General features: G+C 66.7%; 16 protein-coding genes and 1 pseudogene. 12 read left to right on the top strand and 5 right to left on the bottom strand.

Features of this window, described 5'->3' with window-relative positions; all coding sequences use genetic code 11:
- The first annotated feature begins 179 nt into the window (after nt 1-179).
- The 4 genes from ACFVH0_RS28800 to ACFVH0_RS28785 all read left to right on the top strand — a co-directional run bounded on the left by ACFVH0_RS28800 (nt 180) and on the right by ACFVH0_RS28785 (nt 7,975).
- Entirely contained in the window at nt 180-1,838 is a 1,659-nt protein-coding gene (locus ACFVH0_RS28800; RefSeq protein ID WP_385824853.1) for an NERD domain-containing protein, read from the top strand.
- A complete protein-coding gene (locus tag ACFVH0_RS28795; protein WP_385824851.1) occupies nt 1,835-4,996 on the top strand; it encodes a helicase-related protein in 3,162 nt (1,053 codons plus the stop codon). Before ACFVH0_RS28800 ends, ACFVH0_RS28795 begins: the two co-directional genes overlap by 4 nt.
- Nucleotides 4,956-6,875: a DrmB family protein gene (gene drmB / locus ACFVH0_RS28790; protein ID WP_385824849.1), complete on the top strand. Its 1,920-nt coding sequence runs from the start codon at nt 4,956-4,958 to the stop codon at nt 6,873-6,875. The genes ACFVH0_RS28795 and drmB overlap by 41 nt, the downstream gene beginning before the upstream one ends.
- A 128-nt stretch (nt 6,876-7,003) precedes the next feature.
- On the top strand, nt 7,004-7,975 hold the full coding sequence (locus tag ACFVH0_RS28785) for a hypothetical protein (RefSeq protein ID WP_385824875.1): 972 nt from the start codon (nt 7,004-7,006) through the stop codon (nt 7,973-7,975).
- A 306-nt stretch (nt 7,976-8,281) separates the two neighbouring features.
- Here the strand turns inward: ACFVH0_RS28785 and ACFVH0_RS28780 are convergent.
- The 3 genes and pseudogenes from ACFVH0_RS28780 to ACFVH0_RS28770 form a co-directional block, all read right to left on the bottom strand.
- Nucleotides 8,282-9,061, bottom strand: a pseudogene (locus tag ACFVH0_RS28780) (helix-turn-helix domain-containing protein); the annotation flags it as partial.
- 7 nt (nt 9,062-9,068) lie between these two features.
- Nucleotides 9,069-10,097, bottom strand: coding sequence for a hypothetical protein (locus ACFVH0_RS28775; protein WP_385824848.1), 1,029 nt, complete (start codon nt 10,095-10,097; stop codon nt 9,069-9,071).
- Between the two features lie 302 nt (nt 10,098-10,399).
- Nucleotides 10,400-10,789, bottom strand: coding sequence for a hypothetical protein (locus ACFVH0_RS28770; RefSeq protein ID WP_385824846.1), 390 nt, complete (start codon nt 10,787-10,789; stop codon nt 10,400-10,402).
- Nucleotides 10,790-11,038: 249 nt separating this feature from the next.
- On the opposite strand from ACFVH0_RS28770, the gene ACFVH0_RS28765 reads away from it, so the two are divergent.
- From ACFVH0_RS28765 to ACFVH0_RS28745, 5 genes are all read left to right on the top strand, one after another.
- The gene (locus ACFVH0_RS28765; protein WP_124723327.1) at nt 11,039-11,350 is read left to right on the top strand and encodes a helix-turn-helix transcriptional regulator; all 312 of its coding nucleotides are present in this window, start codon (nt 11,039-11,041) and stop codon (nt 11,348-11,350) included.
- Nucleotides 11,351-11,567: 217 nt separating this feature from the next.
- Entirely contained in the window at nt 11,568-13,169 is a 1,602-nt protein-coding gene (locus ACFVH0_RS28760) for a DUF4157 domain-containing protein (protein ID WP_385824844.1), read from the top strand.
- A gap of 228 nt (nt 13,170-13,397) precedes the next feature.
- On the top strand, nt 13,398-14,663 hold the full coding sequence (locus tag ACFVH0_RS28755) for an MFS transporter (RefSeq protein WP_385824842.1): 1,266 nt from the start codon (nt 13,398-13,400) through the stop codon (nt 14,661-14,663).
- A gap of 359 nt (nt 14,664-15,022) precedes the next feature.
- Nucleotides 15,023-15,928 (top strand): hypothetical protein, encoded by a 906-nt coding sequence (locus ACFVH0_RS28750; protein WP_385824840.1) that lies wholly within the window; start codon nt 15,023-15,025, stop codon nt 15,926-15,928.
- 156 nt (nt 15,929-16,084) lie between these two features.
- Nucleotides 16,085-16,564: a GNAT family N-acetyltransferase gene (locus ACFVH0_RS28745; RefSeq protein WP_385824838.1), complete on the top strand. Its 480-nt coding sequence runs from the start codon at nt 16,085-16,087 to the stop codon at nt 16,562-16,564.
- 122 nt (nt 16,565-16,686) lie between these two features.
- Here ACFVH0_RS28745 and cpt read toward each other — a convergent pair whose 3' ends face one another.
- Nucleotides 16,687-17,208: a chloramphenicol phosphotransferase CPT gene (cpt, locus tag ACFVH0_RS28740; protein ID WP_385824871.1), complete on the bottom strand. Its 522-nt coding sequence runs from the start codon at nt 17,206-17,208 to the stop codon at nt 16,687-16,689.
- Between the two features lie 212 nt (nt 17,209-17,420).
- Between cpt and ACFVH0_RS28735 the strand changes: the two genes are divergently transcribed.
- Both ACFVH0_RS28735 and ACFVH0_RS28730 read left to right on the top strand, forming a co-directional pair.
- A complete protein-coding gene (locus tag ACFVH0_RS28735) occupies nt 17,421-17,768 on the top strand; it encodes a hypothetical protein (RefSeq protein WP_385824836.1) in 348 nt (115 codons plus the stop codon).
- Nucleotides 17,769-17,975: 207 nt separating this feature from the next.
- Nucleotides 17,976-18,515: an NADPH-dependent FMN reductase gene (locus ACFVH0_RS28730; RefSeq protein ID WP_385824834.1), complete on the top strand. Its 540-nt coding sequence runs from the start codon at nt 17,976-17,978 to the stop codon at nt 18,513-18,515.
- 53 nt (nt 18,516-18,568) lie between these two features.
- On the opposite strand, the gene ACFVH0_RS28725 is transcribed toward ACFVH0_RS28730, so the two are convergent.
- A complete protein-coding gene (locus ACFVH0_RS28725; protein ID WP_385824832.1) occupies nt 18,569-19,408 on the bottom strand; it encodes an alpha/beta fold hydrolase in 840 nt (279 codons plus the stop codon).
- Between the two features lie 149 nt (nt 19,409-19,557).
- On the opposite strand from ACFVH0_RS28725, the gene ACFVH0_RS28720 reads away from it, so the two are divergent.
- The gene (locus ACFVH0_RS28720; RefSeq protein ID WP_385824830.1) at nt 19,558-20,154 is read left to right on the top strand and encodes a MepB family protein; all 597 of its coding nucleotides are present in this window, start codon (nt 19,558-19,560) and stop codon (nt 20,152-20,154) included.
- The last annotated feature ends 161 nt before the right edge of the window (nt 20,155-20,315 follow it).

Below are 20,315 nucleotides of genomic sequence, written 5' to 3'. Positions count from 1 at the left end.
CCACCTGAGAGACGGCGAAGTCACGATCGACACCCTCGGCCCTGAACCGACGCAGCAGCCGCTCGATCCGGTCCGAATCGACCGGATGCATCCCCTCAGTGGCTGTAAATCGATGCTCCGCCGCCATAGCTCCTCCCTGCGCACTTGCTCCGTGACTGTTCCTGAGCCATATCGCTATCTTGACCCTGTTGCTGCGACTGCGGGGAGAGTTGATGAGGATCGTTCCGAGCGAAATCTCGAGCAAGACCAGGAGCACTGCGGAGCGAAGTGTCTTCGCCGCCCTCAAGGCCATCCCCGACGACGAGAGCGTGGCCCTGCACTCCGTTCATCTTCCAGCGCACCGCTACAAGCGTGTCGGCGAGATCGACTTCGTAGTGATCACGCACAAGCTGATCCTGTTCATCGAGGTGAAGGGCGGAGGGGTCGCCTTCCGGGACGGCAAGTGGCACTACGGCGGAGGCGATGGCCACGTGGACACGCGTGATGAAGGCCCATTCGAGCAGGCCAGCAGCGGCATGCACGAATTGGAACGAGAGTTCCGGGGCACAGTCGACGGCCTCCGCGCTCGCGACGCGGTGGGGGGCTATCTGGTCATCACTCCAGGCGTCGATCTCCCACCGATGACCACGTACGAACCCGAACAGTATCTTGGTCGCACGGCCTACGCCGGAGGGCGAGGACTCGAAGCCGCAATTCGACGCGCCGGCCGCTACTGGCCCAGCAAGGGCAAGAACAGGTCTGCCATCTCCCCCATCTCCGCGCAGCTGCGCGGAGACATCGTGAAGGCTGTACGTCCCGACTTCGACCTGGTCCCCAACCTCCAGTCAAGAATCACTGACCTCGAGGCGACCTTCGAGCGTCTGACCAACGAACAGTTGGAGCGCATCGACGAGTTGGAGGAGAACCCCCGGCTCATCTGGACGGGAGGCGCGGGAACTGGAAAGACGTTCCTCGCTGCCGAGGCCGCCCGCCGCAAGTCGGCGAGCGGAACCGTCCTCTTCACCTGCGCGAGTCACACTCTGGCAGCACATGTCTCCAACATCTTGTCGGACGAGTCCATCGTCGTGCTCCCCTTCGATCGTCTCGACGAAACACGAGGGCGCTCCTTCGACCACTTGATCGTGGACGAGGCACAGGACTTGATGACACTCGAGCACCTGGGAAAGCTCGAGGAACTCGTCGAAGGTGGGCTCGACAGAGGCCGATGGATCTTCATGCTCGACCGGAACAACCAGATCCTGTTTCCCGAGGGCTACGACCCCGAGGCATGGAAGTACCTGAGCGAACTTGGTGCAACGTCGGCTTCCTTGAAGAGAAACTGTCGCAACACCAAGCAGATCGTGAGACAGGTTCAGCGCTACACGGGTGCTGATCTGGGAACCGCGATGGCGGGACAGGGGGAGCAGGTGATCTTCGCCAAGGTCTCCTCCAGAGAGGACGAAGCGTCAGCTCTGGACAGACATCTGGATCGCCTTCTGGACGACGGCGTATCTCCCCGTGACATCACTCTCGTGTCGTCATCCGGCGATTGGGTCAGCACTTCTGCCCGGCTCTCCCGCCGTTTCTCCAAGATCGATCGCTATGCAGACACGATCGGGTCCGGCCGGTTGAGGAATCGCATTACCTGGTCCTCGGTAGTGGACTTCAAAGGCCTTGAGAACCAGGTCGTATGCCTCATTGACCTCGATGCCGAAGCCCTCGAAGGTCGCCTCGACTCCATTTACGTCGCATGGACCCGGGCCCGAGCACACTTGTGGATCGCCACCTTGCCCGGCGTCAGCCGCGTACTGAGAGACATGGGTACTGCCGCGCTCGAGAAAGAAGGTGCGACGGGATGACTGTCTCGGAACTGGACCTCGCCACGTATCGCGATGAATTCGTCAATTACCTGCGCAGACAGCTCGTCGGTCCGGAGCCTGATGCGGAGGAGGTGCTCGTCGATCCCCCGGACCGGCGCTACCTCATGGGCACTCTCTATCCACGCGGCACAGAATTCCACGACCGTACGTCGGCCGCCGGCGAACAGGAGCTGTCCGAGGATGCCGCAGGTGTCGGTGAGGAGGACGGCTTCGCCGACGATCCCGTGGCCGAGGCGAATGCCTGGATGCCCTCGTCACTCGGGTTCTCGTTCTTCACCAACGCTGCGGCCATCACGGTGACTTGCTCCGCTGCACGCTACGAGACACAGCGCAAGGGGGGACGCAGAATCTGGGTCAGGCTTCCCAGCCGCGCCCAGACGGTCCAATTCGACCAGGGGTCGATGAGCGGCGAGCGAGTGCTGGAAGGCCACGCCCGCCTCTACGTCCGCTGGCGACGCCACGGCTTGGGCCACCTCGTCACCTGCGTACTCGCGAACGCCCACCACGAGGACGAGGACCCCCGGAATTCCAGGAACCTCATGCTCTTCCAGGCAGGACTCGAGGTAACAACCATCGACGGAAGGGTCCTCGAATACCCGAGTACGCGACTCAACAGTCGGGATCCAGAGGAGGAGGAACTCCGGGTTCAATACCGACACATCGTGACGCGGGCCATCGGGCACGGCTGCGCCGTCGAGTGGAAGGAATCGGACGAGGAAGTCACCACCCTCCGCGCGGAAGTCATGCCGCGCCAAGTTGTCGAGCACGTCCGCCCCGACGGCCCGACAGACCTGCACGTGCTCAATCTCTCGCGCCTCTACCGACGGGACCTTCCTGTCGAAACGTTGCGCGCCGATCTCGATTCGTTCGTCGCGGGCTATCGCGCGTGGTACGAAGCACGCGTGGCCGAGGCGTCGGCGAGCCTCCCGCAATGGGCTCGGGAACCCGCTCGACGCATCCTCACGCGTGTCGAATCCGCAGTGCAGCGCATGGAGTCCGGGGTCGCGGTCCTCGCCGGGGCGAACGCTGCCGGAGAGCACGCCCGGGAGGCATTTCGGCTGGCGAACCGAGCCATGGCGCTGCAGATGCTGCACAGCCGAAGTGAGTTGGCGGGCTCACGACGCCGCAGGAACGACAACGTCGTCGAAGTTTCCGAACCGGATGCCGAAGCTGCTTGGCACCCCTTCCAGCTCGCCTTCTTCCTGCTCGTCGTCGAAGGGCTCGTGAACCCCGGACACGATGACCGCGACACAGTTGACCTCATCTGGTTCCCCACAGGCGGTGGCAAGACCGAGGCGTATCTGCTCACAGCATGCTTCGAGATCGCATGGCGTCGGTTGCACTACGGGTCCGCGGGCGGCGGTACTGCTGTCATCAGTCGATACACGCTCAGCCTCCTCACCACCCAGCAGTTCCAACGGACGGCGACGGCCATCTGTGCGCTGGAGTACATGCGCCTCGGGCATGATGGTCCCGAGGCGTCAGCGCTGGGAGACGAACCGATCACCGTGGGCCTCTGGGTCGGCAGGGATACGACTCCGAACACTTACGCCGAGGCAGAGACAGCCTTCCGCGAACTCAAGCAGATCAACGAGCCCGACGACAGGTTTCTCCTGGAACGCTGCCCCTGGTGCGGAACCGAGATCGTCCCGCAGCGTCACACTCGCGACAGTGACTTCGGAATCCTGGCAGACTCCGTCGACTTCGCCTTCCTCTGTCCTCGGGAATCTTGTGTATTCCACGATCGGCTACCGATCTCCGTGGTCGACCAGCACATCTACGAGCAACCTCCCACCTTCCTGCTGGGCACCGTGGACAAGTTCGCGCGACTGGCCTGGGAGCCGAAGGCCGGTCACATCTTCGGCGGGCGGGGCAAGCGCAGACCGTCACTGGTCATTCAGGACGAACTCCATCTGTTGGCCGGCCCGCTGGGCACGACGGTCGGTCTGTACGAGGCAGCAGTCCTGGAGCTGTGCGCGTGGGACGGCATCAGGCCGAAAGTAATCGCTTCGACGGCAACGATCCGCCGATCGCAGGAACAGATCCAAAGCCTCTACGGTCGCCGGACACAGCTCTTCCCACCGGCCGGAACCGATGCCCGCTACTCATATTTCGCCTCCCCCGACCACAAACGCCCAGGGCGGCTCTACGTCGGCGTCATGGCTCAGGCACACACGGCCTCCACCGGAACAGTCCATGTCGGTGCCGCGGCCCTCCAGGCACCCAACGACATACGCGACACCGACAAGTTGCGCGACTCCTACTGGACTCTGGTTGCCTATCACAACAGCCTTCGCGAACTCGGGCGCACCGTCACGATCGCAAGGGACGACATCCCGGCCAGGCTGGAACATCTGACACGCGACGAATCGACCCGACGCGAACTTCCTGACCACTCGGTTGTCGAACTCACGAGCAACATCCCCCGTGCGTCGCAGCCCAGACTGCTTGACCGTCTCGGCCGGTCGTTCACGGACAACGACAGCGTCTCCTTTCTCGCGACAACCAACATGCTGTCCGTCGGGGTTGACGTGCCTCGCCTGGGTCTGATGCTAATGAACGGTCAGCCAAAAACAACCTCCGAATACATTCAGGCAACCAGCCGAGTAGGCCGCCGCACAGTTCCTGGCTTGATCGTCACCCTTTTCCGCTCGAGCAAGCCTCGCGACCGTTCTCACTACGAGTCCTTCGGGGTTTATCACTCCTCGCTCTATCGACACGTGGAGCCCACAAGTGTCACACCGTGGTCGCCGCCTTCCCGGCTTCGAGCTCTCCACGCGGCACTTACCATCCTCGTACGTCATGGCGTGGGGCTGAGCTCCGAGGACAGTGCAGGGGACGCACTCGACCACAGGGAAGAGGTACAGCGGGTGCGGGATCGCATCGTGGCTCACGTGCAGAGCTCCGATCCCGACGAGAGCGAGGCGGCACGGAAACAACTGGACGAACTGATCGAGGAGTGGCTGCAGGAGGCTGCCATCGCCCGAGGAGGGGGAAGCCGTCTCTACTACCGGCCGCAGGGACTCGGACACACGTCGCTGTTGACCGACTTCGGGAAGCAGCAAGGACTTTGGGAGACCGCTCAGTCCATGAGAAATGTCGACCGGGAATGTCTGGTCGCGGTCAGGGGGGCGTGACGAGATGAAGGACATCAGGCGGAAGGTCCGAAGGACACAGACAATCACTCCATTCGGGGTCGGTGGCATCATCGACCTGCAGGGAGAGTCATTCGTCGCTGCTGATATACGCAGTTGGGGGAACCAGGGCGATCCGGTGGAATCTCCCCGACTGGCCCGGAAATTGGGAGTGAGGGGGTTTCGCTCGGCAGCAGTAATCCCCTCAGGGAAGTCCCAGTACGTATCTCGCCGCGGCCCAGGCTATGTGCGCTTTCCTCGCTGGCTGTTCTGCCCAAAGTGCAGAGTCATGACCCTGTGGCGGCACGAAGCCGAGCAGAGGGATAGGCCGCCCAGATGCGGCCGGTGCCCGAACTCGCCCCAGCAGGCCCCCATGCGTTTCATCCAGGTTTGCAGAGACGGGCACATGGGCGATATCGATTGGCAACGATGGGCACATTCGCGCGCCGAAGGTCACGATCAACGGCAATGCCGAGTGAGGAGCCTCAAGTTCGTCGCGACGCCGGATTCCTCCGGCCTCGATGCCCTGAAGGTGATGTGCATCGTTTGTGGCGCGTATCGAACTCTCGAAGGAATCAGTCAGAAGCATGCACTGAAGCAGATCGGCGTACGCTGCTCGGGGAGCCAGCCCTGGCAAACCTCCGACGACGAGGGCATCGATTGCGAGGAGACGCCGCGCGCAGCCCAGCGCGGCGCTTCCAACGTCTACTTCCCGCTGGTCCATTCCGTCATCGAGATCCCAAATCCGTCAGACCTCAATACGGATGACGAGGCAGCCCGGAGGGTCATGACCCACAGCATGTGGGAAGAACTCATCGAGACCGGTGAAGCGCCCATCACAGATGTGATCGTCAATCACATTGCGAAGAAATGCGACGTCTCTGCGGAGTTCGTCGAGAGTTTGCGGCGAGCCCACACGGCCGACACATCAGCAAAACCAGAGGTCAATTCCACGATTGAGGACCTCAGCATTGCCGAATGGGCAGCGTTCACTTCCTCCGAATCCGAGAAGGATTCCACGGCCGACTTCGCCGTCAGACAGGTGGGCCTGGGTGCGCACACGGACGATCCACCCTCTCTACAATTGCTCCACCACAGCGTCGCGCTGGTTGTAGTGGCCGACCGAATCCGCGAGGTCAGGGCACTCGAAGGGTTTTCCCGATACGAGTCAGAGGGCCGCGAGCGTCTCGTATCCGTAAATCCCGTGGCCCGCGCCCAGTGGTTGCCCGCCGTGGAGTCGTACGGAGAAGGCATCTTCATCTCATTCAACGAGGATGCGCTCGAGGAGTGGGAATCCTCACCAACCGTTCTGCGCTGGGTCGAGGGGATCGAGGGGAACCTCGAGGCCTCCTTCCAGATCGAGAGACTCCGAGAAAAGACAGGCCCCCGGCTGTTGCCAAGATTCGTCATGCTGCACACACTGGCGCACCAGTTCATCCGCCAACTCTCCTACGACAGCGGCTACAACGCGGCGTCTCTGCGCGAACGTGTCTACGCCAGAAGCCATCCAGCAGGAAGCCAGGACCCCCAGCAGGCCGGCATTTTCATCTACACTGCGGCCGGAGATTCGGAGGGGACGCTTGGTGGTCTGGTCCGCCAAGGCATGCCCCCTCATCTCATGGACACGATGATTCGCCTCCTCGAGGCGGCCCAGTGGTGCTCCCAGGACCCGCTGTGCGCTGACTCCACAGGGCGTTCTCTGGCGAACCTCAACAGGGCGGCCTGCCATGCGTGCACGCTGCTCCCCGAAACGTGTTGCGAGATCGGAAACACGCTGCTCGACCGGATCCTTCTGATTGGCGATGGTCAGGTGGAAGGCTTCTTTCGGCCGGTCATTCAGGCCGCTTTCGAAGAGTCCGCCGCTGCCGTAGATGCGCCATGAGACTTCCCAGTCTCCTCGATTTGACGCCGGATCAGTATTCGGTAATCGATCTTCCTTTTGGGGGTCGACATCTGATCACAGGACCCCAAGGTTCCGGCAAGACCGTTATGGCCATCTACAGGGCCTGGATGCAGACCACAGCAGGGCGCCCCGTCACCCTGATCACTCGTTCCAATCTCCTCAGCCAATACACCGATCATTCCTCCAACCGCCTATCCAATGGATTCCACGTCGCCACATTTCATCGCTGGCTGCGCGAATTCTGGAACAAAAATTTCCAGGACGAACCGCCAACAGACGGTACGGATGAATGGAGTTACGACTGGCCCCGGATGCAAATTGAGTGCCTTCAACGCCAGCCAGAATTTCCGGGTGACTTGGTCATCGACGACGGACAGAACTTGCCGCAACAGTTCTACGAACTCTGCAGCATCCTCGAAAGTCATGTCACTGTTTTCGCGGACGGATTTCGAAGTCTCGAGGAGGATCAGTCGACACTTGCCGATATCAGCAAGGAACTCGAGGTGGAGACAGAGGCTATTTCGTTGCGGAATAATCACCGCACTACGCGCGAGATCGCCCTCCTGGCGGAACATTTTCGAGTGGGCGATGACCTCATGGAAGTCAACCTCCCCGAGCGAACCGGCGATATCCCACACTTGATGCACTGCTCCTCGGGACGGCCATTCGTAGTACAGCTCGCCCAATATATCTCCAGTCGCCCCGAGTGCACTGTGGGAATCATCTGCAGAACCGTTGAACTTCAGCGTGAAATCCATCGCCAGCTCGCGGGGCAAGGTCTCCAATCCTCGGTCCAGTCCTACATATCGGGCGACAGAAATCGGTCGACAGTTGATTTCGCCACACACAGAATCCACATCGTGAACGCCGTGAGCATGAAAGGTCTCGAATTCGATATCGTCTTCGTTCCAGATCTGGACAGCTATGCCGAAGACCCCACCGGCGCAACGGCGCGTGAGCGATTCCACGTCCTGTGCATGCGGGCGCGGCAGGAGTTGATCCTCGTGCACTACAGCGCTCGAGAACCTGAGATCGTCGCGAACGTACCTACGTCCCTGCTGGGGCGGCGAACCATCTGAGCCCGCCACCCGAGCGTTGGTCCACGACACCGACCGCACCTTCCACCTTTCTTTCGCCGTCCAGAAGCCCTGAACCGGACGACACTTGGGAGCAGGCACACCGCCTTGCGCGAGGAGATACCAGCAGCACAGCCCGCCCCGGCCGACGCACGGTTCGCCTGCCGGGGTCTCCAGAGGGCGCTGTCCATCTGACAGCCGGTCATCCGCCCGCTCCGAGCTCGGCCTCGAAGTGTGTCCGTGCGCGGTCCAGCGCCTCGTCGGGGTCGTGGCCATGCGCGCGTAGCCAGTGGGGGAGATCGGCGATCTGGCGGATTCGCTCAGAGCCTGCCGCACCCGCTGGTACGTGGTGATGGTGTCGGTGTCGTCCAGCCACAGTTCGGCGTGCCAGTCCTCGGTGACCACGAGGCGGCCGTCGAAGCACCAGAAGCCGTTGGCCGGAGAGACCTGCACCGTTGCTCGGAGGGGACGATTCCGAGGTGGATGGTGTCCATGCCGATGACGCCGGCCAGGCGGTCCAGCTGGGCGGCGAGTACGTGGGGAGGGCAGATCATGGTGTGAAGCTCGGCTTCCCACAGCAGGACGTGGAGCCGCTTGCCCGGGCGGTACAGCCACTCCTGCCGTTTCATTCGGGAGCGGACAGCCTCTTCCGTGTCCCGGACAGAGTTCTGAAGCTCCGCGTACCTGAGGAAGACATGGCGCGCGTAATCGGCTGTCTGGAGCATGCCCCCGACACCATGGTCGGTTCCCACTCGTGGATGGTCGTGGCACCGGTGACCAGCTCGTTCCAGGTGTCCTGCACCGGGCGGTGGCCGGAGGCAAGTTGCCGTCGCCATGAGCGTACGTGCGACTCGAAACCGCGTAGCCGGGCGTGCAGTTCCTCGTACGCGTCTGGGTGGCCGGTGGCGACGGCCCACAGCCTGAGGTCTTCGGGGATGCGGTTTGCCGGCCGTTCTCAAGCTTGCTGATCTTGGACTGTGCCCATCCGAGGCGTGCGGCCGATTCCGAACCGGTGAGCGGCCCACCTGGGCACGTGGCACGGAGCTCCCGGAGCCTGGTCTCGGTCGGCCCCCTGCCCGGTGCGGACAGGACATGATCAGCCCACGCCCGGTACGGCCGCCGATGCCGTGTTGATCTTCGCGAAGCGCTCTCGCCACGGCAGATGCTCGGGCTCCGAGGATGGGGCTGCTGAGTACGCGGTGTTCGCCGCGTTCAGGCGGCACGGGGTGCATTCCGTCTCGTCCAGCAGGGGGCGGAAGGTGTGCTTCTCGCCCGGGCCCTTGCATTCGACGAGCTCGCGGGGGCGTACGGGCTCGTGGGGCCGGGAGACGGCGCGGGTCTCGGGAAGCTTCTGGGCGAGGCGGTAGCGGAGGAAGCCGACCGCCGAGCGCACGCCTTCTTTCGGGCGTTCGGCAAGCAGGGCCTGGCGGAGGTCGGACTCGCCCAGGCCGCGCTCCAGCCACTTCACCGCCTCGACGGCCAGCTGCGCGGCCTCGCGTACGCCCAGGTGCAGTTCGCGGCGGGAGTGGCGCAGGGAGAGCAGCACTCGCTCGGCTCGGGCCAGCAAGGTCGGATCCGCTGCCGGACCCGCTGCCGGGTCTGTCGTCGCGGTCGGCCGCTCCGGTTCGGAGGGTGGGTGGGGAGTGGTCTTATCACTGTGGTCTTCCACCGGTTCATAGCCACCGGCCGTCGGGGCAATCGGTGTGCCGACCGTCGGAGAGTGCGTACTCGGTGACCGAGGGGCGGGCGGGGCCGTGGACCGGGCAGCGGGAAAGGCTACGGGAAAGGCGGCGGACGGGGTTGCCCGCACGTGGCAAGCCTGCTCACTCGTCAGGGGGTTGTTCGCGACCAGCTGCTCGGTGATCCAGCGGCCCCTGTCGCCCTGGCTTCGCCATTCGTGGACGTACCCGTACTCGACGAGCTGTCCCTTCGCCTTCTGGTACGCGCGGCCCTTGATGCCCAGCTTCCGGGCCAGTTCGCCCAAGGGCTGGAAGGTGGCGTTATCCGGGAGGCCCTGTACGTACAGGAGCAGGATCTTCGCGTCACTGCTCAGGCGTGGGTGGCGTACGACATCGTGCGATGCCTTCGTATAGCGCGCGGACGGCGCGATAGCATGACGCAACATTTCCGGTGGTCTCGATCCACTGGTGGTGTAGGCCCTCGGGTTGGTGTTGGCGCACCGCCGGGGGCCGCCCCATGTGCACACGGGCACACAGAGCGTGATGACCTCGTCACCGTACAGCACCGATTCCATGTCCCGCCACGTGTACGGGACTTCACGCCTCGATCGCCATATTGGCCGCACCTGCTACCGCGGCGACGATGCGGCGTGTCCGCACGTCGTCCGTTGTTGCCGTGGCGCAGGCGCCGGTTCGGCCGCCCCCGCGGGCGCTCCGCAACGCACACCCCCGAGCCCCCGCTGCCCGGTCAGGCCTGCCAGAGGGTGCCGTGCCGGTGCTTCGGCGGGGCAATTTCGATTGTGTCTGCGGCTTCGAGGGTGAGTTCACCGGTGGGAGTGTTCAGCAGGCGCCGGAGGAGGCCCGTCTGGGCGCGGAGGCGTTGGCGGGATCGGCGTTCTTCCAGGGTGGAGGCGCGCGAGATGCCTCGGTCGCGGTTGTGGCGGAGGAAGCGGTGGACGTCGACCCGGCGGCGGATGATCTGCGGGACGGGCCTGCGGGCCTGGACCGTTGCCTCGGTGAGGCTTCGGGTGCTGTACCGGAGGTCGCCCAGGGTCACCGAATGCCAGGGGAGGTTCGGACCGTCGGCGTAGGTCACTGTGGCCCGCGAAGGGGGGACGTGGTGTGCGGTGCGTGTCACTGGGCTCCGTCCGCGGCAGCCGGCGGGGAATTCTGGTCGGCCGCGTCAAGCCCGTGGGGTGTGTCGCGCGGCTGTGTGTCGTCCGAGGCCTGAGCGACCCCAGTCGCGGGCCGGCGCCTGGGACAGGGGTTTCTGCCCCAGGGCCTCCGGTCGGCCGGCGCCTCCGCGGCCGGCCTGGTGGGGTCTCCCGACTTGACTTGGCGCTATATATCGCGAAAACTAGATGCATCCCTTCGGAGAGGCGAACCAATGGACCCCCTGGCCGTGCACAAGGCGCTCGCCAATCCCGCGCGGCTGCAGTTCATGCAGTGGCTGAGGGAGCCGGAGAAGTTCTTCGACGAGGACTCCTACCGGCAGCAGGGGCTCGGATTCCACATCGGGGTGTGTGTCGGTGACATCCAGAAGCGGGCCGGGCTGGCGCAGTCGGTGGTCTCGGGATATCTGCAGACGCTGAAGGACGCGGGGCTGCTCGTCTCGGAGCGCATCGGCAAGTGGACGTACTACCGGCGCAACGAGCCGGTGATCGCCGAGTTCGCCGCGTACGTTCGCGACGAGTTGTAGGCCGCGCGATCCCCTTCCGGCTCGGGCCGCGACTGCCCGGTGCGGGAAAGGGGCACGAAGAGTGCCCCCGGGTCTTCCCTCCCGGGTCTGTCGGCGCGGCCGAGTGGGCTGACATCCTGGCGGGCGGTGTTGTGCCGTGTCCGTGCCGATGTCCGCTCCCCCCGCCACCGCCCGCACCTTGCAACGCTGTCGACGAGAACTGCCGGAAGGAGCGAACTTGCGAGCCCGTGTCTCGGCCTCGGACATCGAGAGCCGGAAGAACGAAAGCCGGAAGTCCGAGAGCCGGAAGTCCGAGAGCCGGAAGGACGAGAGCCGGAAGGACGAGCTGTCCGCTCGGGAAGGCGCGTCCGCGGCGCCGTCGATGCGCGTCGACGGTGCGCAGGCTCCGTCGCTCTCCCCTCTGCAGCGGAGCGTCGGCAACGCGGTCGTCCTGCGGATGCTCCGGCAGGGGCAGGAGGGCGAGGCGCCCGTCCAGCGCTCCTCGGTCCACGACGTTCTGCGGAGGCCCGGCAGGCCCTTGGACGGGGCGGTGCGGCAGGAGATGGAGAGCCGGCTCGGGGCCGACTTCGGCGACGTACGTGTGCACACGGACAGCGCCGCCCGCGCGTCCGCCGCGGAGGTGGGCGCCCATGCGTACACCTCGGGCAGTCACATCGTGCTCGGTGCCGGCGGTGGTGATCGGCACACCCTGGCCCACGAGCTGACCCATGTGATCCAGCAGCGCCAGGGGCCGGTCTCGGGCACCGACAACGGGGCCGGGCTCCGGATCTCCGACCCCGGTGACCGCTTCGAGCGCGAGGCCGAGGCGAACGCCTCCCGTGCGCTCGAGGGGCCGGTGCCGTCCGTCGAGCACGCCTCCGAACAGTCGGCGGACAGGGCGCACGTCGGTGGTGACGCCGAGTTGCAGCGTCGCATCGTGAAGATCAAGAAGGGCACCCCGGGCACAGCCGAAACGGCCCTGTTCGAGGGCTTCTTCGAGGCCGTCGACAGGGCGGTGGAGTGGGCCTACAACTACGTGACCACCGCCCCGCAACTGGGCCCGCTCAGTGACTACGACGGCTACACGAAGCGTTGGGTCGAGGTCTGGCAGGACTTCCATGCCAACGGCCGGAGCGGTGGCATCTCCAAGGAGTTCGGCTACGCGATCGAATCCGTCGCCCAGGCCCGCCTGGAAGGCGCCGGACGGCCCACGCTCCCCGCGGGGACGTACTTCGCCACGCAGGTGACGTTCGGCTCCACCCGGCCGGACTACGTCCTGTACTCGCAGGGGAATCCCATCGGGGCGGTGGACATCACCGCCACCGCCAGCGAGGGCCACGTCCTGAACAAGACCAGCTGGGACGCCCTGTTCCCGCAGTTCGGCGAGTCCGTCTACCTGTCGCTCGACCCCACCGTCATCGCCGGGATGAAGCTGGCCAACGCCAATGCCGCGCCCCTCACACAGCAGCAGGCCGACCAGCTGAAGCAGCAGGCCGCGGCGAACCGTGCCATGTGGGAGGGGAACTGGCAGCAGATGGGCATCTCCTTCAAGGAGGACATGCAGCGCGCGGGAATCGTGAACGCCGCGGGCCGGGTGAAGGGCGGCGGCGATGCGGTCGTCCGCGAGGAGCAGCGTCGCAACGCCGTCTTCGGCTGGATGACGGACAAGCTGGGCGTCGACGCCGCCACCGCGCGGAGCAACGCCACGGTCATGCTGCTCAAGTTCAACCCGAGTTGGCCCGACTCGTTCTCCTGCAACTACTCCACGGGAAGTGTGTCCCGCGGCGAGGCGTTCCTGACCTCGGTTTTCCCGAAGTGGCAACAGAGCCAGGGGAATTGACGGCACACCGACCGACCGACCACCCATTGATCACGGCCTGCGCCTCCGTCTCCGCCTCGGCCCTTGTGTTGCGTCACGTGTCCATCGATACGTGACGCCCGGCCCAGGGCCGGGCCCGGGGCCGGGCATCCCATCCTCACGATGCAGCCCATCCCCACGACGCAACCCCATCCCCATGATGCAATGCATCTACTTTTCTAGATTTATTGAAAGGTTCTGATCGTTCCGATGAGAAAGACCTCCCTCACCGTCCTCGTGCTCGCCCTCGGCGTGTTCGGGATCATCACCACCGAGATGGGCATGGTCGGTGTGCTCCCCCGGGTGTCGGCCGAACTCGGCGTCACACCGTCCACCGCCGGCTGGCTCGTCGGAGTGTTCGCCCTGGTCATCGCGGTGTCCGGGCCGTTCACCACGCTGCTCGCCTCCGGCATCGACCGCAAGAAGGTGCTCGCCGCCGCGATCGCGGTGTTCGCCGTCTCCAACGCCGTCTACGCGCTCACCACCCAGTACGAGGTGATGCTCGCCTTCCGTATCGTCCCGGCCCTCTTCCACCCCGTGTTCTTCGCGGTCGCGCTCGCCACCGCCGCACGGCTGGTGCCGGAGCAGGAAGCGACCCGGGCCACGACGACCGTGTTCGCCGGTGTCACCGTCGGCTTCGCGTTCGGTGTGCCGTTGACCTCGTACCTCGCCGAACATCTGTCCCTGTCGTCGGCCTTCTGGTTCGGGGCGCTCGTCAACCTGATCGCCTTCCTCGGCATCCTGCGGTTCGTGCCGCCGATGCCGGCCGGGCGAGGCGGGCGGGCCTCGTACGGTGCGCAGTTGAGCGTTCTCAAGCGGCCCCGGATGTGGCTGACCATCGTGTCGGTCGTGCTCGTCTTCGCGGCGATGTTCTCGGTCTACGGCTACTTCGCGGAGTACCTGGGTCAGGTCACGCACATGGGCGGTACGTGGGTCAGCGCCATGCTGATGGCGTTCGGCATCGTGATGATCCTCGGGAACTTCGCCTTCGGCAGCCTGCTGCGACGCAGTGTCATCCGCACCGTGGTCGCCTACCCGGTGCTGTGCCTGCTGGTCTACGTCCTTCTCTACGCGGTCGGCCCGCTGTTCGCCCCGATGGTTCCGGCGGTCCTGGTCTGGGGCGCCGTGCATTCCGGCGGGCTCATCGTGAGCCAGAGCTGGCTGGGACGGGACGCGAGCGATGCGCCCGAGTTCGGCAACAGCCTCTTCATCTCGTTCTCCAACCTCGGCATCACCGTGGGCACCGCGGTCGGTGGCTGGGTCCTGGCGGAGCACGGTGCCCGGCAACTGCCTTGGGCCGGAGCCGGGTTCGCGATCGCCGCGCTGCTCGTCATGGGCCTGCGGCTGAGGCTGGAACGCGGCGGGGAGCGAAGCGCGACGAAGGCCGGTCGGCCGGAGCCCGGGGATGCCGGGGATGCCGGGGCGACCGGCTCCAGTCATCCCAACGGGTCCGCGCCGGTGAGCCGGAACGGCTGACGGCCCCAGGCCCCTTCGACCCCGCATCCCTTCGACCTCTTGCCCCTTCGGTCTCTCGCTCCTTGCGCTGCTCGTCCCCCGACTCCCCGGCGGAGTCGGGGGACGCCTCCTTTCCGGCCCCTTCGCGCGGTGGAGTTGAACGAGGGGTGCGATTGCCACGCAGTGACGGATGCCGCCAAACGAGTGCCACCCACGCCATCTGCTGGGCACGGGGCCAGGACTTTCGGGAGACTGGCGGCCAGTGCGGTGGTGCCCCTTGAACAGTTCGTACCGAGAGGCGATTTCCGGCCACAACACAACACCCCTTACCCTGCGATACATCGGTCACCAACGGTCGGCCGGGACAGAAGGGCGACAACATGACCTCCGAGACCAACACACTGGTCACCATCGATGCCACAACTACCTTGCTGGAGGCGGAACTTCCCCGACTGGAGCAGCACCAGCAGAGCCTGGAGAAGGAACTCGCGACCGTCACCGAGCGCCTGGAGTCGGTGCGTACCGCGCTGACCGCACTGCGCGCCCTGTCGGCCTCCCCCGCCACCGCCCCCGCGCCCACCGCGAGTGCCGACGCGGCCGAGGACGTCAAGGCCGAGGGAGCCGAGAGCGCAACTGCCGCCGAAGCCGGAGCGGCGAGCGCTCCCGCTGCCCTGATTCCGCAGCAGGCGCAGGACTCCGTGGACTCCGTCGTCCAGGCGGAGGCCCCGCAGGAGGAGGCGGCGACCACCCCCGCGCGCCGCACCGCCCGCAAGGCGCCCGCCGCACCCAAGGGCCGCAAGCAGACCGCAGCCAAGCCGAGGGCTCAGCGCGGCCAGGCCAAGAAGGCTGCCGCCAAGCCCGTCGAGGAGGTCAAGGACACCAAGGGCGGCGAGGGCGCCGAGGACACGGAGGCCGCCGCACCCGCCAAGGCGGCCAAGGCGACCAGGACGGCCAAGGACACCAAGTCCGCAGCACCGGCCAAGGCGACCAAGGCCGCCAAGCCGGCGAAGGCCCGCGCGTCGAAGAAGGCCGCTGCCACCGCGACCGCGTCGACGTCGACCCCCGCACCGGCCGTCGACGACAGCGGCAGCCTCACCGAGCTGACCATGAAGGTGCTCGCCGAGGCCGGCAACAAGCCGGTCCGCGCCCGTGACGTGACGGAGGCCCTGGGGCGCGAGCTCACCCCCAACGGCATCAACACCGTTCGCAGCACCCTGGACCGGCTCGTCGCCACCTCCCGGGCCCACCGCGCCGGCCGGGGCCTCTACCAGGCCCCCGCGAACTGACCTGCGTAAAAAGGCAGTTCACTGGATGCCCGGTACCGCCACCCCGGCGGCACCGGGCATCCCGGCGTTGTGGACCGTGCGGCGGCAAGGTCGTCGGGGGCGGCGAGGGAAGATATCCGTTCGATGCGGCGGCGCATCCGTCTATAGGTTGCGCGCATGTCTTCATCACTGCGACTCGAAAAGATCACGGCGGACAACGTCGAGGCCGCCTGCCGACTGAAAGTACGGCCCGACCAGGACGGACTCGTGAAGCCGGTCGCCTGGTCCCTGGCCCAGGCCTACGCGACCCCCGACATGGCCTGGCCCCGGCTGGTCCTCGACGGCGATCAGCTCGTGGGCTTCGTCATGGCCTTCTTCGACGTCCGCTTCTACCCGGACGATCCGAACGACAACAGGCTGCGCTCCGGACTCTGGCGGTTGAACATCGCCGCCGATCAGCAGGGCCGGGGGTACGGCCGTTTCGCCGTGGAAGCGGTGTGCGAGGAGATCCGGCGGCGGGGAGGGACGCGTGCGACCGTGAGCTGGGTTCCCGGTGAGCACGGGCCCGAACAGTTCTACTTCAAGCTCGGGTTCCGGCTGACCGGGGAGACGAGCGGGGACCAGGTCGTCGGTGAGCTGGAGCTCGACGACGCGTAGTGCCGTGAGGCGGCGTGCGGCGGTGTGTGTCCACATGGTGCCGGGGTGCGCGGTGCTCCTGGTGACGTGGCGCGCCGTGCTGTGGCCGGAAACGATCAGTGGGAGTGGTGGGCCGTGCCCCGTCACCCCATGTGAGCTGCAATGATCTCCGCACACTCGGTGGGCTCGCTCCGCGTCGTGTCCACCTCCAGGTCGTAGACCACGCCACGATGGACCAGTTCCGCCTGTGCGGCCGCCATGCCGAGCACGCGATCGCCCCGGGTGAGCTCACGGGCAGCGGCGACGGCGCTCTCGCACCGGACTCCGACCCACAGCACCCCGAGTCCGTCGAGTGCCTTCTGCCACCGCTGCTGGGACTCCGCACCGCCCAGGAACACCTCATCCACGATGACCCCGGCGCCGGCCCGGGCCATCGCGGTGACGCCCTCGATCCATGCCGTCTCCAGCGTACGGAACCCGGCGCCCACGACCACCTCGCCGTCCGGGGCGAAGTCGATGCCCGTGTCCGACTCACGCATGGACTCGGGCATCGCCTCGATCAGTGTGTCGACCCCGAGCGTCAGCCACGGATCCGGCAACACTGCCTGGAGACACCGGGCAATGCCGGACTTCCCCGAGCTGGAGCCGCCGTTGAGCACGATCATCTGCGTCTTCATCGGGCCACACTAGAGCCCGGCAGCAGCCGGTAGGCACATCGGTCAACACGGTGGGACCGGCTCGTGACCCGCATGGCCGTCGGCAGAACCGATTCAGCAGCTCACGTCCGGGTGACGGATCCCCATATGTGGTCGTAGTCGCAGTCCATCGACTCAGACTTGGTCCCGTTTCCAACCCCCCCGCACAAGGAGTTCCCCCCATGCGTCTTCGTACCACCGTGGCTGCCGCCTTCGGCGCACTCGCGCTCCTCGTCGCCGTGCCGACCTCGGCCGGCGCGGCCACCGGAGACTTCTCGTACATGTACACCGGTCTCGACGGCTCGCCGCAGTTGGGCTTCCTCTTGGACCCGCCGAGCCGGATGTGCATCACACTGCCCGAGGTCGCCGACCCCAACTCGTCGTACCCCGCCCACAGTCCGCGGAACTTCACCGACTCAAGCGCGACCGTCTTCACCGATCCCGACTGCGAGGGCGACCACTTCACCCTCCGGCCCAAGGGCGGCCACGCCGGCAGCCGGCTGAAGCTCCGCTCGGTCGTCTTCAGCTGATCCCGTCGCGAGCTGGTCCCGCCGCGGGCTGATCCCGTCGCGAGCTGATCCCGCCGCACCGCAAGCCGGCACGCACCACGCGACCCCCACCCCGGTACGAGCCGCCCCGCGCCCGTGCCGGGGTGGTGTCGTGCCGTCCGTGCACGGGGGCGTGTACGGGAATGGAGTCCGGACTTCACAGGTTGAACGGCTATGCACACTCCACCCGTGATCCTTCTGCTGTCCGGAAGCCTGCGCGGCGGCTCCTCCAACGAGACCGTGCTGCGCACCGCGCAGGCCGTGGCGCCCTCGGAGGTACGAACCGTTCTCTACGGCGGCCTCGCGGCGCTCCCGCACTTCAACCCCGACGACGACACGGATCCGCTGCCGGGTCCGGTGGCGGAGCTGCGTGCGGCCATCGACGGGGCGGATGCCGTTCTGGTCTGTACGCCGGAGTACGCGGGAACCTTGCCGGGAGCGTTCAAGAACCTGCTGGACTGGACGGTCGGCGGTACCGAGATCTGCGACAAGCCGACCGCCTGGGTGAACGCCGCGGCCCCCGGGCGCGGTCAGGGCGCGGAGGCCACACTGCGTACGGTGCTGGGCTACACCGGCGCGGACATCGTGGAGCCCGCATGCGTACGGATCCCCGTGGACCGCAACACGGTCGGACCGGACGGGGTCATCACCGATCCGGGCGCCCGCGAGCTGCTGGGGCGGGTGCTCGGGCTGCTGACGGGGCGGGCCCCGGAGGTCGGGCGGGGGTAGGCGGCCCCGGTTCGGACCGCCCCGCCTCCCCCGCTTCCGTCCTCGTCCCGCTCTCAGCTCGTCAGTGTGTTCCGCAGTGCCTCGGCGAAGCCCTTCGGGTCGCCCAGGAAGCCGGCGTGGTCGCCCGGGAACTCGACCGGGCGCGTGCCGAGCCGGTCCGCCAGCACGGTGGACGTCCGGTGCGTGATCAGGCCCTGCGAGTCGGCGCCGATCCCGACGAGGACCCGGGTCGGTGCGGCCGTCAGGGCGGCGATGTCGGGTACGTAGCGGGCGGTGCCCCGCAGGTCGTGGCCGAAGAAGCGGGCGCCGTTGGCCAGGTCCTGCTCCGTGGGCTCGCCGAACGGCCCGGCGGGGGCACCCTCACCGCCCTCCCCGCTTTCCGCGCTCTCCCCGCCCTCGGTCACGAATCCGGCGACTGCCATGAACTTCATCCATGCCGCGCCCTGGCCCTCCTTGTGGAAGGTCTCGATGATGGCCTCGGTCATGGCGCGCTGTTCGGCCGCGTCGGGAAGGATCTCCATGACGGGCGGCTCGTGCGCGACCAGCGTCCGTACCCGGTCGGGGTGCCGGGCGACGAGTGCCAGCCCGGTCACCGCGCCGCCGCTGCTCCCGAACACATCGGCCGAATCCGCCCCGAGCGCGTCCAGGATCGCCGCCGCATCATCCGCCCGCCGGTCGGGGAGGGTGTCCTCCTCGGGGTCGTCGAGGGTGCTGCCGGAGATGCCCCTCGGGTCGTGCGTGACGACGGTGTGGTCGCTCGCGAGCGCGTCCGCCAGCGAGGCGAACGCCTCGGCCTCCATGGGTGACCCCATGAGCAGCAGGAGCGGTCCCGCGCCGCGTACCTCGTAGTGCAGGTGCGCGCCGGGAACGCGGAGGGTGTGGGTGGCGGTCATGCCGGTGGTCCTTCCTCGGTCGGCGTCCCGCGGTCGCGGTGCCGTTGTGTTTGTCAGAGGTAGGACTCCGGCCGTCGGGGAAACTCATCGCCCGATCGACTCCCCGCCCGGGGCGGGGCGATGCGACAGGCACTGACAGAATGGGTGAAATGGCAACACATTCTGCACCTCGGCCGGTGCCCTGGCCGGACGGCGTGCCCCTTCACCCCGATCTCCTCGCGGCGAAGGCACTCGTCTACGACCCGAGCGGGCTCGTGTGCTCGCGGCCGGTGCCCGAGGCCGAGAGCGCCGAGTACGGTGCGCACGGCTTCACCGTGGACGGCTCCGCGGTCAGGTTCCGGGTGGCCCGGACCACCCCGACCAAGGTCGGCCAGTTCGTGACGGTGTGGAAGCGGCCCGCCGACGGCGGGCCGATCCGGCCCTACGACTCCGGGGATCCCGTCGACCTCTTCGTCATCAGCACCCGCGACACCGGTGACGGCGGCGCCGGCGACGGCACTGGCAGCACCGGTGGCATCGGCGGCTTCGGGCAGTTCGTGTTTCCGCGGGCGGTGCTCCGCGAGCGGGACATCGTGTCGACGGACGGGGTCGGTGGGAAGCGCGGGTTCCGTGTCTATCCGCCGTGGGTGACGACGACCAACCGCCAGGCCGGCCGTACGCAGGAGTGGCAGGTGGAGCACTTCCTGCCGGTCCCGGACGGCGAGCCGGCCGACCCGGACCGGTGCCGGGCGCTCTACCGTCCGTGACAGGGGCGGGCGCTCCACCGTCCGTGACGGAGGTGGGCGGTCCACCGTCCGTGACGGGGCCGGGCGGTCCACCGTCCGTGACGGGGCCGGGCGGTCCACCGTCCGTGACGGGGCCGGGCGCTCCACCATCCTTGACGGGGCCGGGCGCTCCACCGTCCGTC

The organism is Streptomyces sp. NPDC127117 (assembly GCF_042677325.1).
Taxonomy (GTDB): domain Bacteria; phylum Actinomycetota; class Actinomycetes; order Streptomycetales; family Streptomycetaceae; genus Streptomyces.
This window is presented reverse-complemented; position numbering and strand designations above follow the sequence as displayed.